General features: G+C 38.6%; 14 protein-coding genes. 8 read left to right on the forward strand and 6 right to left on the reverse strand.

Going from position 1 to position 14,289, the window contains the following annotated elements; genetic code table 11:
• Window positions 1–85: 85 nt before the first annotated feature.
• Window positions 86–253 carry a hypothetical protein gene (locus tag ABC346_RS05155; RefSeq protein WP_017798544.1) on the reverse strand — a complete coding sequence of 56 codons (168 nt, stop codon included), beginning with the start codon at window positions 251–253 and terminating at the stop codon, window positions 86–88.
• Between the two features lie 139 nt (window positions 254–392).
• On the opposite strand from ABC346_RS05155, the gene ABC346_RS05160 reads away from it, so the two are divergent.
• The 6 genes from ABC346_RS05160 to ABC346_RS05185 all read left to right on the forward strand — a co-directional run bounded on the left by ABC346_RS05160 (window position 393) and on the right by ABC346_RS05185 (window position 8,644).
• Window positions 393–911, forward strand: coding sequence for a DUF6141 family protein (locus ABC346_RS05160; RefSeq protein ID WP_413233838.1), 519 nt, complete (start codon window positions 393–395; stop codon window positions 909–911).
• Between the two features lie 269 nt (window positions 912–1,180).
• The gene (locus ABC346_RS05165) at window positions 1,181–3,583 is read left to right on the forward strand and encodes a penicillin acylase family protein (RefSeq protein ID WP_413233839.1); all 2,403 of its coding nucleotides are present in this window, start codon (window positions 1,181–1,183) and stop codon (window positions 3,581–3,583) included.
• Between the two features lie 575 nt (window positions 3,584–4,158).
• Window positions 4,159–6,876, forward strand: coding sequence for a penicillin acylase family protein (locus tag ABC346_RS05170; protein ID WP_413233840.1), 2,718 nt, complete (start codon window positions 4,159–4,161; stop codon window positions 6,874–6,876).
• A 268-nt stretch (window positions 6,877–7,144) separates the two neighbouring features.
• Window positions 7,145–7,285 carry a hypothetical protein gene (locus ABC346_RS05175; RefSeq protein WP_017798540.1) on the forward strand — a complete coding sequence of 47 codons (141 nt, stop codon included), beginning with the start codon at window positions 7,145–7,147 and terminating at the stop codon, window positions 7,283–7,285.
• 384 nt (window positions 7,286–7,669) lie between these two features.
• A complete protein-coding gene (locus ABC346_RS05180; protein ID WP_413233841.1) occupies window positions 7,670–8,182 on the forward strand; it encodes a CueP family metal-binding protein in 513 nt (170 codons plus the stop codon).
• 162 nt (window positions 8,183–8,344) lie between these two features.
• A complete protein-coding gene (locus ABC346_RS05185; protein WP_413233842.1) occupies window positions 8,345–8,644 on the forward strand; it encodes a hypothetical protein in 300 nt (99 codons plus the stop codon).
• A gap of 174 nt (window positions 8,645–8,818) precedes the next feature.
• Here the strand turns inward: ABC346_RS05185 and ABC346_RS05190 are convergent, their stop codons facing one another.
• The 5 genes from ABC346_RS05190 to ABC346_RS05210 all read right to left on the reverse strand — a co-directional run bounded on the left by ABC346_RS05190 (window position 8,819) and on the right by ABC346_RS05210 (window position 12,432).
• Window positions 8,819–9,391, reverse strand: a complete 573-nt coding sequence (locus ABC346_RS05190; RefSeq protein WP_413233843.1) for a PepSY domain-containing protein — start codon at window positions 9,389–9,391, stop codon at window positions 8,819–8,821.
• Window positions 9,392–9,670: 279 nt separating this feature from the next.
• The gene (locus ABC346_RS05195; RefSeq protein WP_413233844.1) at window positions 9,671–9,940 is read right to left on the reverse strand and encodes a hypothetical protein; all 270 of its coding nucleotides are present in this window, start codon (window positions 9,938–9,940) and stop codon (window positions 9,671–9,673) included.
• A 277-nt stretch (window positions 9,941–10,217) separates the two neighbouring features.
• On the reverse strand, window positions 10,218–11,108 hold the full coding sequence (locus tag ABC346_RS05200; RefSeq protein WP_413233845.1) for a manganese catalase family protein: 891 nt from the start codon (window positions 11,106–11,108) through the stop codon (window positions 10,218–10,220).
• A gap of 63 nt (window positions 11,109–11,171) precedes the next feature.
• Window positions 11,172–11,384: a YuzF family protein gene (locus ABC346_RS05205; RefSeq protein WP_017798534.1), complete on the reverse strand. Its 213-nt coding sequence runs from the start codon at window positions 11,382–11,384 to the stop codon at window positions 11,172–11,174.
• 202 nt (window positions 11,385–11,586) lie between these two features.
• Complete coding sequence (locus ABC346_RS05210) at window positions 11,587–12,432, reverse strand: polysaccharide deacetylase family protein (RefSeq protein WP_413233846.1); 846 nt, start codon at window positions 12,430–12,432, stop codon at window positions 11,587–11,589.
• Between the two features lie 189 nt (window positions 12,433–12,621).
• On the opposite strand from ABC346_RS05210, the gene ABC346_RS05215 reads away from it, so the two are divergent.
• Window positions 12,622–13,284 (forward strand): hypothetical protein, encoded by a 663-nt coding sequence (locus ABC346_RS05215; protein ID WP_413233847.1) that lies wholly within the window; start codon window positions 12,622–12,624, stop codon window positions 13,282–13,284.
• A gap of 332 nt (window positions 13,285–13,616) precedes the next feature.
• Entirely contained in the window at window positions 13,617–14,267 is a 651-nt protein-coding gene (locus tag ABC346_RS05220) for a hypothetical protein (RefSeq protein WP_413233848.1), read from the forward strand.
• Window positions 14,268–14,289 lie beyond the last annotated feature (22 nt).

A 14,289-nucleotide genomic window follows, 5' to 3' on the forward strand; every position in this document is an offset into this window, starting at 1 on the left:
ATATAAGAATCCAAGTGCCACTCGAAATAGCTGGTCAACTAACTATCCAATTCTTGCCACGTCTTTCCGTCGGTGTTGTTTCGAACTACTTCTTTAAAGGATTTAGCGAACTGTTTTTTGGTTGTGCCTGTTGTGCCCCATATTGTGGAGATGGTTCCATTCCACTTTCAATAATATCTTCCAAGATTGCTGGATTCTCCGTTTCATTTTGCACATTTTTCATGTGTTTTTTATACGATTCATCATCTCGCATTATTTATTCACCTCTACGTTTCCAATTTGTTGCGCTTAGCATTTCCTAAGGAAATTGGTACTATGCAAAAATGATTTGGTTTTAGAATTCATATTATAAAGTGTAAAATAAAAGAAAAATAGGAAAAGGAAGCGATGCTATGAAAATGAACGATAAAGTTGTATATCGGGAAGTTCAGCGTCAGCGGCAATTTTGGGTTTGGGCAATTGTTTTATTATGCACTGCCATCATGTGGTACGGGTTCATTCAACAAATTATTTTTGGTGTTCCGTTTGGAAATAATCCTGCTTCCGATGGAACAATGATCGTAATTTGGGTAATTTTCGGGGTAATCTTTCCTGTTGTTATGTTGGGTTTTTCAAAGCTGACTACTGAAGTGCGTCATGATGGTATATATATTCGATTATCACCTTTTCATATTCGTTATAAGCAATTCCTTTTTAAAGATATATATGATTATAAAAGCATTACGTACAGTCCAATCAAACAGTTTGGTGGAATTGGAATCCGGATAAATATGAAAGGTGAAACAGCTTATAACATGTATGGGAAGAAGGGTATAGAATTAAAATTTAAATATGAAACAGTGGTGATTGGGACGCAAAAGCCAGATGAATTCAAAGAAGCCTTGGATGTAGTGTGTAATAAACAGAAATGAGAGGGTTAATAAGAAGTGAAGGTTATCGGAATTACTGAGAAGTGGACATCCATTTTCCATAGAGTTAATAGAGCAGTCCTATTGGCCAATTCGTGGTGATTCAATTTGTTCTCACTGAATGACTTACAGGTTATACGCTGTGTATTCATTTCCTAGAATTGTACAGATATTCGTCCTCTATCCCCCTTGCCCATCTACCCTAAAAAGTGCTATGATTCTCTTAAACTGAAATATTTCAAAAAATTATGTAAATAAGAGAGGTCTTGCTAATGGGGGAAAGACAGGAAGCGCAAGTGTCGCAACCAAAGAAAAAGCGACGCATCAGTAAAAAGAAGATTATATTGGGTGGATTAAGTTCAGTATTTTTATTCGTACTTATTGCAGTTTTATTTGTAAACGGATACATAAACAAATCACTACCACAGACAGAAGGTACGATCAAACTGCCATTGCTGGAAAACGAAGTAACCGTGATTACCGATCAAGATGGTGTTCCGCATATTAAAGCGGAAACTGCCAGAGATATGTATATTGCACAGGGCTACATTCAGGCAGACCGGCGTATGTTTCAAATGGAAATGTCGCGAAGACAAGCGTCTGGTACATTAAGTGAAGTAGTCGGAGAAGATGCGCTGAATCAAGATAAGTATTTTCGTACACTCGGGCTGCGACGGGCGGCAGAAGAATCGTATGAGGTGTACTCGAGTGATTCTGTGGAAGTGCTGGAGTGGTTTGCCTCCGGGGTGAATACCTACATAGAAGAAGCCAAAGCGAACAATACCTTGCCGGTGGAATTTACACTGATGGGATTTGAACCGAAAGAATGGACACCGGTGGACTCATTGACAATAGGAAAATATATGGCATTTGACCTTGGTGGGCATTGGCAGCAACAAGCGTTCAACTATTACCTGTTGGACAACTATGAAGAAGAAAAGGCATATGAGTTGTTCCCGGCCTATCCGGAAAACAAGCCAACGATTATTCAAGAGGATGAAATCGATATCGCAGCGAGTTTTGAGCATGCAGTGATCCCGCATCCGTTCAACGGCAGCAACAACTGGGTGGTGAGCGGTGATAAGACGGCGTCTGGTCTGCCGCTGTTGGCAGATGATCCGCATCTCGGGTTGGCAACTCCATCTATATGGCTACAGATGCATTTGGAATCAACAGATGGACTGAATGTGAGCGGGGTTATTTTTGCGGGTGTTCCAGGAATTATCCTCGGGCATAATGATCAGATTGCTTGGGGCGTAACCAATACCGGTCCAGATGTGCAGCAGTTATACATCGAGCAGCGTAATCCAGACAATCCAGATGAATTTCTTTTTGAGGACGAATGGGAAGAAGCAACGATTATCGAAGAACCGATTAAAGTGAAAGATGGAGACACGGTCGACTATGAAGTAGTCGAGACGAGACATGGGCCAATTGTATCCGAATTTGCCTCCGAGACTGGGAAGGATACGGTACTTTCTTTAAGATGGACGGCACTCGATGCCACTACAGAGCTCGAAGCGATTATGGAGATGAACAGAGCGACGAACTGGGAGGAATTTGAACAAGGGTTAGAAAAGTTCCTCGTACCAGCTCAGAACTTTGTATTTGCCTCGAATGATGGAACGATTGCTTATAAAGCAAATGGAAAAATTCCAATTTATGAAGATGGCCACGATGCGTTATTGCCACTGAATGGCTGGGAAGCAGACAATGAGTGGCAAGGCTATATTCCTTATGATGAACTGCCAATTATCGTTAATCCGGAGAAGGGTTTTATCGCAACTGCTAATAATCAGATTGCACCAGACAGCTATCCGTACCATATCAGTAATGTGTGGGCACAGCCGTATCGCTATGAACGGATTGCAGAAGTGTTAGAAGCGGGTGATAATTTTACAGCAGAAGATATGCAAGATTTACAAATGGATCAAACTGACTTACGAGCACGAGAATTTGTACCGATTTTCCAAGAAGTGTTGGCAGATACCGATCTTACCAAGCAGGAACAAGAAGCATTGGAATCCTTATCGGGATGGGATTTTGTAGCAGATAAGGAGGCACCGCAGCCACTTATCTTTGAACATTGGATGCAAGCAATTCAAAGTACCATTTATCAACAGGAAATACCACAAGTGATGCGAACATTATTTTCTACACAATCCCAATCCACCGAAAACGTATTACGAAAAGCAGCAAGCGGTGAAAAGTCACAGTGGATAGAAGAAAAAGGCGGTATCGAAGTAGTATTGCACGATGCGCTAGAGAACACGATGGAAAAACTAACAGAAACGTATGGAGAAGATATAGCTGCTTGGGAATGGGGCGATTACCACCAAGTGCAATTCCACCATCCTTTATCGGGCGTGAGTCCTTTGGTGGCATTTTTCTTCAATAATGAAGATGCGATCCCCGTTGGTGGGAGTGGTGTAACACCAATGGCGACAAGCTATGATACCGAAACCGGCGAGGTCGACCACGGCGCTTCCTGGAGGTTTGTGATTGATACAAGCGACATGCAGTCTGGCTACCATATTGTAGGCCCAGGCCAGGACGGTCATTTTCGCAGCGACTGGTACCATGACCAAATGAGCGACTGGGTCGAAGGAAATTATCACGAGACCCGGATAGATGGTGTAGAAGGGAAAGAATTGATGTTGGAGCCGGGGAAATAGGTCTTTCTCTGAAAGGAACGAATAGATTTAATCAATTTATTGAATTGCATTATAAATTTAAAAAATAAATTTTCTACCTTAGAAAGAACAGCTCTAGTAAATAGGGCTGTTTTTGAATTCCTCCATATTAAGCCGGTATCCCTAAATAGTAAGTATTACATCTTGTTTATTCTAAATTATACCAACGTTCTCAACTATATCTTTTACTTACAATAAAATTAATCCATTTACTACAGTGTCTACTAACAGACCTCCCTAGTAGACCTATTGTACTGGACGTAATAGGTATAATAGATTGAATTTTTTAAATTTATTGACGCTGTATATAACGGTTGCTATAATCAAATTGAAAATACTGGAAATTTGTTGGGAATACTAGCAATTTAAAGCCAATTTTTCCGGTTATGTACGTTTGAATAGGTGTGGAATTGTACACCGATGAAATTTTGATTTTATCGAGAAAGGAGTTCAAAAGATTAATAAAACGTGCTGAAAAAAGATAGACACAAGAAAGGTGAAAAAGAAAATACAGAACAGGGGATGCGTAGGGATCATATTTTATGAGGAGTGAGTCCATGAAGAAAATATTTGTATTTGCGCTTATTTGTATGCTTTTAATGACACCTTTTTTATCTAGTTTTACTAGCACGACGAGTAATGCCACTTCAAGTGTTATGACGACCATCCATGAACTGGAGGGACTGGAAAAACCGGCAGAAATACTCGTCGACAACTGGGGAATCCCGCATATTTATGCGTCTTCTCAAACAGATGTTTACTTTGCTCAAGGATTCAATGTGGCACGTGACCGTTTATGGCAAATCGATTTATGGCGAAAAAATGGATTAGGGGAACTATCGGAGGTACTTGGTCCAGAGTATGTCGAACAGGATAAGGCGAAGCGATTATTCCTTTATCGAGGAGATATGGAGGAAGAATGGGAAGCATATGGACCAGAAACCGAGGAAATTGTAACTGCTTTTACTGAAGGGATTAACGCATATGTTGAAATGACGGAAGCGAATCCTGAGTTGCTGCCGGATGAGTTTGATATTCTCGATTACGAACCATCGAAATGGGAACCGGAAGATGTCGTTCGTATTCGTAGTCATGGATTAACGAGAAATATTACTAATGAAGTAGCGCGGGCGATTACTTTACGTGATCATGGGCAAGATGTTGAAAGCGTTCGAAAAAAACTCCAACCTGATTGGGAGACAGAAATACCAGTGGGGTTGGATCTTGAGGATATTTCCGAAGACGTATTGGATACGTATCAATTAGCAACGAGTGGAGTGAATTTTGATAACGTTGGAAATGGAGCTGAAGGGCTGGAGAATGTGGAGACACAACTGACGGCGGAAACTGGAAACTTAAATGAACAGATTGAACTTGAATCTTCACTTGGAAGTAACAACTGGGTAATTAGCCCGGAAAAGTCGGAAACAGGGCGTCCAATTATGGCTGATGATCCGCATCGAGCTGTTGATGTGCCATCATTGCGTTATATTACCCATTTATCTGCGCCGGGATTAGATGTGATTGGAGGCGGAGAGCCAGTCTTGCCAGGGATATCGATTGGGCATAATGGGACGAGCGCGTGGGGACTAACGATTTTTTCCATTGATCAGGAAGACCACTATGTATATGAAACCAATCCAGATAACCCATCGGAGTATCGCTATGAAGATGGGTGGGAATCGATGACTTCGGTTTCCGAAGATATTGCGGTAAAAGATGGAGAACATCAAGTAGCCGATTTAGAGTTTACACGCCACGGTCCGGTTATTTATAAGGACGAGGAGAATAACCGTGCATATGCAGTGAGAGCAGGGTGGTTAGAACCAGGAATGGCTCCATATTTGGGAAGCTTATCGTATATGGGAGCCAAGAGCTGGGACGAATTTTATGAAGCAATGAATCGATGGGGATCGCCATCCGAGAATCAGGTCTATGCGGATGTAGAAGGAAACATCGGATGGAAACCAGGCGGTCTAACCCCAGTTCGAGACAATTGGGATGGTCTTTTACCAGTACCGGGTGACGGGACGTATGAATGGGATGGTTTTCTCGATCAAGAGAACTTACCCCATGAGATTAATCCCGACAGAGGTTGGATAGGAACAGCCAATGAGATGAATTTACCGAATGATTACGATTATGAAAAATATAAACTGGGATTCGAGTGGACAGCTCCATTTCGCTTTCAGCGGATAGAAGAAGTCATGGAAAACAATGAAAAAATGGGAATTGAAGACTCGCTTCAATTACAAACTGACTATACATCCATTCCAGCAAAACGTGTCGTCCATTTACTTAATGATATCGAACTGGATTCATCGGATGAAAAGGTAAATGAAGCATTGGAATTGTTGCGGTCGTGGGATGGTGAATTGTCTGTAGAAACGACAGCAGGCACCTTGTTTGAAGTATGGTACCAATATCATTTAGGTGACGCGGTATTGGCAGAGATTATGTCGGAAGAAGCTGCGGAATATATTGGTTCTGGTGATCCGCTTGTCATCTTGGACTTATTAGAAAATCCAGATGAACGTTTCGGCGATAATCCCGTAGAAATACGTGATGAAATTTTGCTTTCTTCATTAGATAGTGCGATTGATCAAGTAGAGGAGTTACTAGGGCCGAACATGAATGAGTGGCAATGGGGAGAGTTAAAGCATGCATATTTAGATCATCCTTTAGCCGAATTAGTTGGTGAGGAACAAGCTGCCGATATGAATATTGGTCCTCTGCCACGTGGTGGAAGTGGAGATACGGTCGGCGCATCAAGATATAATTCGAATTTCCAGCAAGTACATGGTGCTACATTCAGGGTGGTTGTCGACGTTGGAGAATGGGATAATTCGATTGCGATGAACAGCCCTGGACAATCAGGCGATCCTAACAGTAAGCACTATGACGACTTATTTGATAAGTGGGCTAATGACGAAGCAATTCCATTATTATATAGCCGAGATAAGATAAAAGAAGCCACCGATCAGCGGATTATATTACTGCCTGACTTAGAAAATAATGTATCAAGTATAGAGATGCTAGTAGAGCACTTTGAAACAGAAGAAGAATTCGCAAATGAGGACACTGCCCACTCATTAGAGGTTCACTTGAAGGCTGTCAGGCAGTTTGAGAAACAAGAAGATGCAGAAAAAATTCTTAAGCACATGAATGGATTCGTGGACTTACTCGAACACCACTATGATGACGATGCGATCTCTGATTTTGCTTATCACACGCTACTGCATCAAGCAGAAAACTTTATACAGGAGTGGGAGTAGAATAGTTGAAGAATATAATTAGCAGTTAGTTAAAGTGCAATAAGAGATTCGATAAATTAAATGAGAAATCGAAATAACCACCTTTATTAGCCATCAGGCTGGGGGTGGTTATTTCTTTTAACCAAAAACAGCTTGAGAATGTGAAAAAGTAGTGAATAGAGCAGCTCTAAAAAAGAAACATATGTAACCCATTAATATAAAAATGAATAAGTAGAATGATCTTGGGGAGAAATAAAGTGTAATTAAATATATAAGTGAGGTGAATAAAATGAACAAGAAAAGATTCTACGCAACTGTTTTCGCAGCGATTTTTTCAACCAGTCTATTGTTTGGATGTGCAAACGGGCAAGATGAACAGGAACCAGATCCAACAGAAGAACCAACTGAACAACAAGATCAACAAAATTAGCAGTGAAATATAATTAATTTTCTCTTCCAGATCTTTTGTTTCTAAATATTCGGTGATGAATTATATCAAGCCTAGTTTGTTATTGTTTCACTAAACAATTATGAATTAGGCTTTAATCGTTATTATAGAGTTGGCAGTGATAGCGAATGATGATTATTACTGTTAGGGATAAGTAAAGTTAAGATTATAGCAACATCTATTCCTAATTTGGGAAACCATTTAAATTTTTACTCTACTTCATGTCGGTTGATTTTTAGACATATCCCCGTCACCATCATTCTCCATACAAGGTGTACGTTATTTTCATAAATTGTAATAATTCATCAAAATATCCCCTCAATATAAATGTTATATTAATACTAGATATAACAAGGAGGGCTATCGATGAAAATTAAATTAGTATTATTTATTTCCATTGCTTTTTTGTTTGTTTTAGTCGGCTGTACCAATAATACGGAATCATCTACAGAAGACATTAAATCGATGATACAAGATTACAGCACGCATCAATTAACTGCCACATCTGCTTCTGTTAATGCTACGCAACTTATGGTCGAGAATGATGACACACAGGAGAATTATGAATTGCCAGAGGACGAGTTCTTTGTTTCCATTGCTCCATATATTAATGAGACGCATCCATGTACATTTCATAGTTTGACAGGTTGCCAAGGTGAATTAGTAAACAAGCCATTTGATATTTATATTGAAGATATGGAAGGCAATCTGGTTTTTGATGATACGGTTGAATCCTTTGATAATGGATTTGTGGATTTATGGTTACCACGAGATCAAGAATTCAAAGCAACGATTACATATGAAGATAAACAAGCCAAATCGACAATTTCGACATTTGAAGATGCCCCAACATGTATCACGACGATGCAGCTGATGTAGTAGACAAGTATTTCTCAGAACCCGAGAATTTTTATTCTTAATACTTATAAATTATTCGTTGTTTAATAAAACTTATTAACTCACCTGCTAATTAGTACACAAAGCCAATGGAATACGTTCCAACGTGATATGTATGAAATAGCTGTCAAGGAGTGATCACACATGGAAGAAATAATCCATTCTTTTCTAGAAGTAGAGGTTTCTGATCAAGAATACTATGATGACATCATTCGTTTTATTTATTCATACAACATTAGATGTGGAGAGTATGAAGGGAATCAATTTGTAGTAAAGAAAATAGACATATTAAACTTTATTGTCTTTGAAGAATATGAAATAGATAACAAAAGAGAAATTCATCATTCATTCTCTATATCTAAGAAAAAGCTAATTAAAATGATTAATGACTATGCTAAAAAACAAGGGTTTATATTTAGAGAGTTTAATTGGATTAAAGAATAGAGGTTATTACATAAATAATGTGGAAGATGAATCAAATCTCAACACAGGATGAACCTATATAATTGAACTGTAGCAACTAAATTATGACCAAAATCTAACAGAGGACCTAGCATATGGTCAGTCAATATGTTAGGTCCTTTGCGTATATTTAGAAGAATCTCCCCAACCGATTCATTAAACCCGGTCGTCGTAAATCTGTCCTCCACCATTCAAGTCAATGATTTTCAAGTGGTTTGTATGTTTGATGAAAATGGTTTTATAATGCTTTTTACCATCTTCATCAACGAGGAACATGATACGGTTCCCTTGATTGTCCGTTTCCAGATGGAAAGTCAGATCGTCTGTGTTCACCTGGCCGGTAATTGCGTTGTACTCTTCAAAAGAAATAAGATTCGCTGGTTCATTTGGATATTGGTTGTTATTAGAATTATTCTGATCATCTTCTATTTGGTTGTCATTTTGTACATCATCAGGCTTCCCTTGCTCTAAAACTTCTCCAGTAACTGCATCAATATGAAATCCATAGTCTTTACCATTACTTTCGATTTCAATTTCATAGTAATTTTCATCATCTTCATAGGATAGATCTACTTCTTGCACAAACCCTTCTGTTTTCTCTAAGGCTGTTTGGAGGGCTTGTTGCGCAGAAATTTCCACATTCTTATTTTCATCCGATGCCCCTACGATTGCGGCTCCTCCAAAAATAACAGTTCCCGCTACTGCTCCAATTAAAATTTTTTTGTTCATAAGTAATTCCTCCTCATTAGGCTGTCCCTCTAATCATAACGTTTATAAATGAGATGGGAATTATAGGGAAATGAGAATTTGATTAGAAAAGTTAACGTGACAAGAGATCTATATAATAAAAAATTCTACCCTGAAAAATGCCTGTAGCAAATTTTTTAGGGTATCTTTATTATCTTATCCTTAAATGTGGGTAGCAGTATCGCAATTTGAAGACTAGAATCTTTGGCCAAAAAGGAAAGAGGAGAAAACCGCCCTCAAAAAATATTATCAGCTTCAACCTCATCTATGATTATTTCTAAAGAGATCTATTTCTTGACGAGCATCATGCAATTGTTCTTCGGTTTGCTGGAATTGTGGGTTTTCTATAGCTTCACTTCCAAAGTGAGCCTGTGTAGCCTTTAAATACTCTTCTGCTTGAAGTAATTGCTGCTCAGCTTGTTCTAACTGTTCCATATTTCCGTTTGTTTTTGCCTGTACAATCATTTGATAAGCTTGTTTTACTTGATTTGTACATCTTTCAATTTCATGATGTTGATCTTGTCCTGACATCGAAATTCCTCCTAGTATAAATACAGTTTGACTATATATTTCCTCTATTTTTCTAAAACTATGTATGGAATATTATTCAGGGCAATAATTTGTCATATTAGGTGTAGTACCTAACTTGTGAGACTGTTATCAAGGTGCTGATGTATTGTGTAGCTGAACGGGGGAAGTTGCCTAGATCTATAAAAAAGCATAAAAAAGCATAAAAAAGCATAAAAAAACATATTAAGATTAGTGAAAAGACTCATGCAATGAGTTTAATCTTAATATGTTCCATTTTTTACATATTGCTTTTTAAACGTTTTAAAATACGATAGTAGTCATCACGATCAATGCCTGGTGCAAATTGCTCTGGAAGCTCTGGGAAATCCGGAACATCTGCGCCCTCAGGCATTCCATCAATTACTCTCAACCTTTCACCGGTTTCAGGGTTTTCCCCTTTCCAAATTTGATTAATATCCCGATACTCAGGTTCTCCCCATGTATACAAGACATTAAACAGACCCTGATCCATGTACTTTCTAGCGTAATCAAACTGATTATTATCCAAGCTTGGTACTGGGAGCATCTTACCGACCTCAACCCCCGTAGCTACTTCAATCGCTTTCGCATACGCAATAATGTGCGTTCCGCCTCTAACAAGTAAGTAGCCAATCATTTCTAATGCAGTTGGATGCGTCGTCATTTGATACACACGCATCTTGTGGTTTCTCGCTCCAATTTCCAATAAATAATTAGCGAGTAGATCTTCGACGAGCGTTCCACTGTTATTAACGTAAGATCCATTCCATGGTCTTCCCATCCCGTCTCCTGGATAAGCTGTTTGAGCCGTAGTTGTGAAATGCGTGGAATAGCGAGCATCTTTTCCATTTTGCAAAGGAGCAGTATCGGGATCACCAGGAATGGTATTGCCAATAGATAGTAGGTTAATAGCATTTGCCACTAATTCAACATGACCAAATTCTTCAGCTGTAATACTCGCAATTAAATCGTAAAACGGTTTAAACTTTTTTTTACTACGAAAATTAAAAGATTGGAACATGTAATTATTTAGTGTGGACATTTCACCGAATTTACCACCCATTAATTCCTGTACAGCCGCAGCAGCATTCATATCGCCATGTTCCGGTGCAGTTAGTTCAATAGCGATTTTATTCACACGTTTCATCATGTGCTTTGTGCCTCCATCCGTTAAATAATATCCATTGATATCTTATGTTAGATGGAGCTTGGCTTATTCACCTTTCATCTCGTGGAACCAAATTATTTGAGCAGTACGCACATAAAATGGGGAACCGCCCATACGGATGACGATATGATCCGGCATAACCTCTCTTAATACTCCTCTGACAGAGCCGTGTGTGGTTTGGACGGCAATCGATTTATTCTCAAATTCTCTTAAGGCTTGATACACAAACGGGTCACTAACATTCCATTTTTCTGTCATTATTTAAACACTCCTTTTCTTAAATCCTTTAGCATTATATGCATGGAAGTGAAAATGGGTATTTGTCTAATAACAAGTTTTATATTAATTAAATGTAGGCACACATTGAATTCTCAGTTTTTAGTGATAAGGATACCACAAAGCTAGATTTTTTCTGTTTTTTTACCTTTATTCGATTAAAAAAATAGAAGGAAAAAACCTTCTATTTTGCGTAGGGTATATTCAATAATTCTGGGACGGTGACAAATTCATATCCTTGTTGTTGAAGCGCCGGGATGATCTGATGGAGGGATTCAATGGTATTCGTGCGATCTCCATCCCAATCTGCACCGTCGTGCATGAGAATGATTGCTCCCGGATGCATAATGTCTAATACATTAGAAGCGATCACTTCTGGCGGTTCTTCTTCCCAATCCAGCGAATCCACTGACCAACCAATGACGGAGTATTGCATCTCGTCCAGCTTCTCTACAAGTTCATCATATAAGAATCCATAAGGAGGTCGGAATAGACTTGTTCGGTAACCAGTAATTTCATTGATCGCGTCCTCTGTTCGTGAGACTTCTCGTTCAAGCGTTGCAATATCAGATTCGTCGACAAGGTTAGGGTGGAAGTACGTGTGATTCCCAATCACATGGCCCTCATTTTGAATCTGAGTAACTAATTCAGGGTATGCTGCAGCTCTAGAACCGAGTAAGAAAAATGTCGCTGGTACGTTATACTGGTTTAAAACTTCTAACACATCGCTTGTAAAACGCGGGTCTGGACCATCATCGAATGTTAATGCAACGCGCTGTTGATCTTCTGGACCACTTGTGAAAAAAATGCCTGGATACTGTTGCTGTAAAATATTTAAATCAACAGGCTGCTGGCGTTGACGTTCGTCATCTTCCGGTCCACCTCTAAGCTCAGGGAAATCTTCTTCAGTAACATCGTGTTGCGTCACATCTAAAGAAGACCCAACATTCGCAAAAGTTAGCTTCTCGGAATTGAATGAAAGAACAAACAAAAGCCCAGCGAACAGCAGAAATGTTATACGCTTTTTCATATCTTCATCTCCTTTTCTAAACACATTGTTATTTTGGATAAAAAAGGCAAGTTTATGCAATGTTTTCATGCTAACTTTAATGTTCGTAGTAGACATCTAACTGCTATGAAACTTTTTTAAGAATAATACGTATAGTAAAAAAAGTCATCTTCATCATGCTTTAATAGAATCAAGGAGGGTCTATGCTTCATGTTTCGATCGCTTAAACGTTATAAAACACTTAGGAAAACAAAAAAAGTGAAAGGAGGAGACGGTCATCCATTAAAATCTTATCGGTTATGGGATATATTTACACGCTCTCTATTCTATACAGAGCTGGTGGATGAAAATAATCATACAATTACATATGCCGTGGATTTTAAATTTTGGGTCGAAGAACATAAGGCTGAATTATATCGGAATGGAAGGCACGCCGGGTCGTCTAAACTCCCTGCAGCATTTCCCGTACCTGGTGGAGTAATTGAAGTGGGGACTGGATCGTATGGGATCAATCGGATGCATGTTGTTACAGACGAAGGAAATGTATATCCGCTATATCCAGATAAACGTTCTTTGCGAGGTCTGCGGCTATGGTTAGATAGACGATTCCCACGCGTAAGTTCATTTATTGGAAAACTTGCGGTGTTTATCTTGATCCTTTCATTATTAATTAGTCTTCCGCAGTTACTAGAAATGATTTTCCAGATTCCATGGCTTATCGAAAATATCGGGGAATTTCATTCGCCAATCACGCTACCAGCTGCTGTGAATTTTGCCATTGTCGGTGCAGGAATACTTGCTGGATATGAAAGATCCTTAACACTTCGTAATCATTGGCTAATTGATATAGAAACAAATTATTGGGATAATTGATGACCTTGATTCATTTCCATCGTCAATACAATTTAAGTGGATTGATAGCCCATAATTGTTGCGTTTTTTGCTTCTGGAACAACTGCAGAGAATTATAGTAATCAAACGTTTGTATCTCCAGAATTTTTCCTTATCTCGATTATATGGACGACATAGGGGTTTTGATTGGTGCAATCATTTATTTTAAATTTTTACCAGATGTATTTTTAGTTTTTCTCTATACTTATAACAAGGGATTCGATTCCCTTTGGTATCGATTTTGTGATGGGTTTGCTTACATGATTTAGCGATTTATAAATAAAGAATAATAGATTAAGAGAGGAGTTGTTAGATTGAAGATAGAAGTTGGAGAGTCTTTGATGTTATCTTGGTTGAGGCATGTAAAGAAATGTCAGTCAGTTCAATTAAATTGGAAGCCTTCTATGAATCACTGGCATTTATACAATAAACAATCTTTAGAGACAATGATGACAGAAATTGGTCAATTTTATGTGGAAAAGCATGGTTTCCATATTTTTAAGAAAACTTCTTCTATGAAGCAACTAATTCAACAAGGAGAGATAGATGCCTTAGGATTATGTATACAAGGGAGAAATGTCCAAGAGAGTTTTGCCGTCGATGTTGCGTTTCATGAAGGAGGTCTGAATTATGGAGGAAAAGTGTCAACAGTTGAAAAAATTGTAAAGAAAATTGTTCGTTCTGCGATGATTCTTCACGGTTTTTACGATATGAAATCGGGAAATATTGTTTTTGCCACCCCGAAAATAAATCGATCTATTTTAGAGCCTTTAGAATTTCATTTAGAGGAATTACAAAACTTGTTTAATCAGTTAGGATTTGATTACAGAATAGAACTATATACGAATCATACTTTTCAATCTGAGATACTGAATCCTGTAATGAATTTGTCTTCAACTATTGCGGATACGTCAGAACTTTTCTTGAGAAGTATGCAACTTCATTCCATGTTTATAAAACAATAAAGAATTTTATGGAGTGGCTGAG

The organism is Oceanobacillus phoenicis (assembly GCF_047238145.1).
Classification (GTDB): domain Bacteria; phylum Bacillota; class Bacilli; order Bacillales; family Amphibacillaceae; genus Oceanobacillus.

Excerpts from the sequence above, each read along its gene's own strand:
- ABC346_RS05155 (WP_017798544.1), bottom strand. The coding sequence starts at position 253 with ATGCGAGATGATGAATCGTATAAAAAACACATGAAAAATGTGCAAAAT.
- ABC346_RS05160 (WP_413233838.1), top strand. The coding sequence starts at position 393 with ATGAAAATGAACGATAAAGTTGTATATCGGGAAGTTCAGCGTCAGCGG.
- ABC346_RS05165 (WP_413233839.1), top strand. The coding sequence starts at position 1,181 with ATGGGGGAAAGACAGGAAGCGCAAGTGTCGCAACCAAAGAAAAAGCGA.
- ABC346_RS05170 (WP_413233840.1), top strand. The coding sequence starts at position 4,159 with ATGAAGAAAATATTTGTATTTGCGCTTATTTGTATGCTTTTAATGACA.
- ABC346_RS05175 (WP_017798540.1), top strand. The coding sequence starts at position 7,145 with ATGAACAAGAAAAGATTCTACGCAACTGTTTTCGCAGCGATTTTTTCA.
- ABC346_RS05180 (WP_413233841.1), top strand. The coding sequence starts at position 7,670 with ATGAAAATTAAATTAGTATTATTTATTTCCATTGCTTTTTTGTTTGTT.
- ABC346_RS05185 (WP_413233842.1), top strand. The coding sequence starts at position 8,345 with ATGGAAGAAATAATCCATTCTTTTCTAGAAGTAGAGGTTTCTGATCAA.
- ABC346_RS05190 (WP_413233843.1), bottom strand. The coding sequence starts at position 9,391 with ATGAACAAAAAAATTTTAATTGGAGCAGTAGCGGGAACTGTTATTTTT.
- ABC346_RS05195 (WP_413233844.1), bottom strand. The coding sequence starts at position 9,940 with ATGTCAGGACAAGATCAACATCATGAAATTGAAAGATGTACAAATCAA.
- ABC346_RS05200 (WP_413233845.1), bottom strand. The coding sequence starts at position 11,108 with ATGATGAAACGTGTGAATAAAATCGCTATTGAACTAACTGCACCGGAA.
- ABC346_RS05205 (WP_017798534.1), bottom strand. The coding sequence starts at position 11,384 with ATGACAGAAAAATGGAATGTTAGTGACCCGTTTGTGTATCAAGCCTTA.
- ABC346_RS05210 (WP_413233846.1), bottom strand. The coding sequence starts at position 12,432 with ATGAAAAAGCGTATAACATTTCTGCTGTTCGCTGGGCTTTTGTTTGTT.
- ABC346_RS05215 (WP_413233847.1), top strand. The coding sequence starts at position 12,622 with ATGTTTCGATCGCTTAAACGTTATAAAACACTTAGGAAAACAAAAAAA.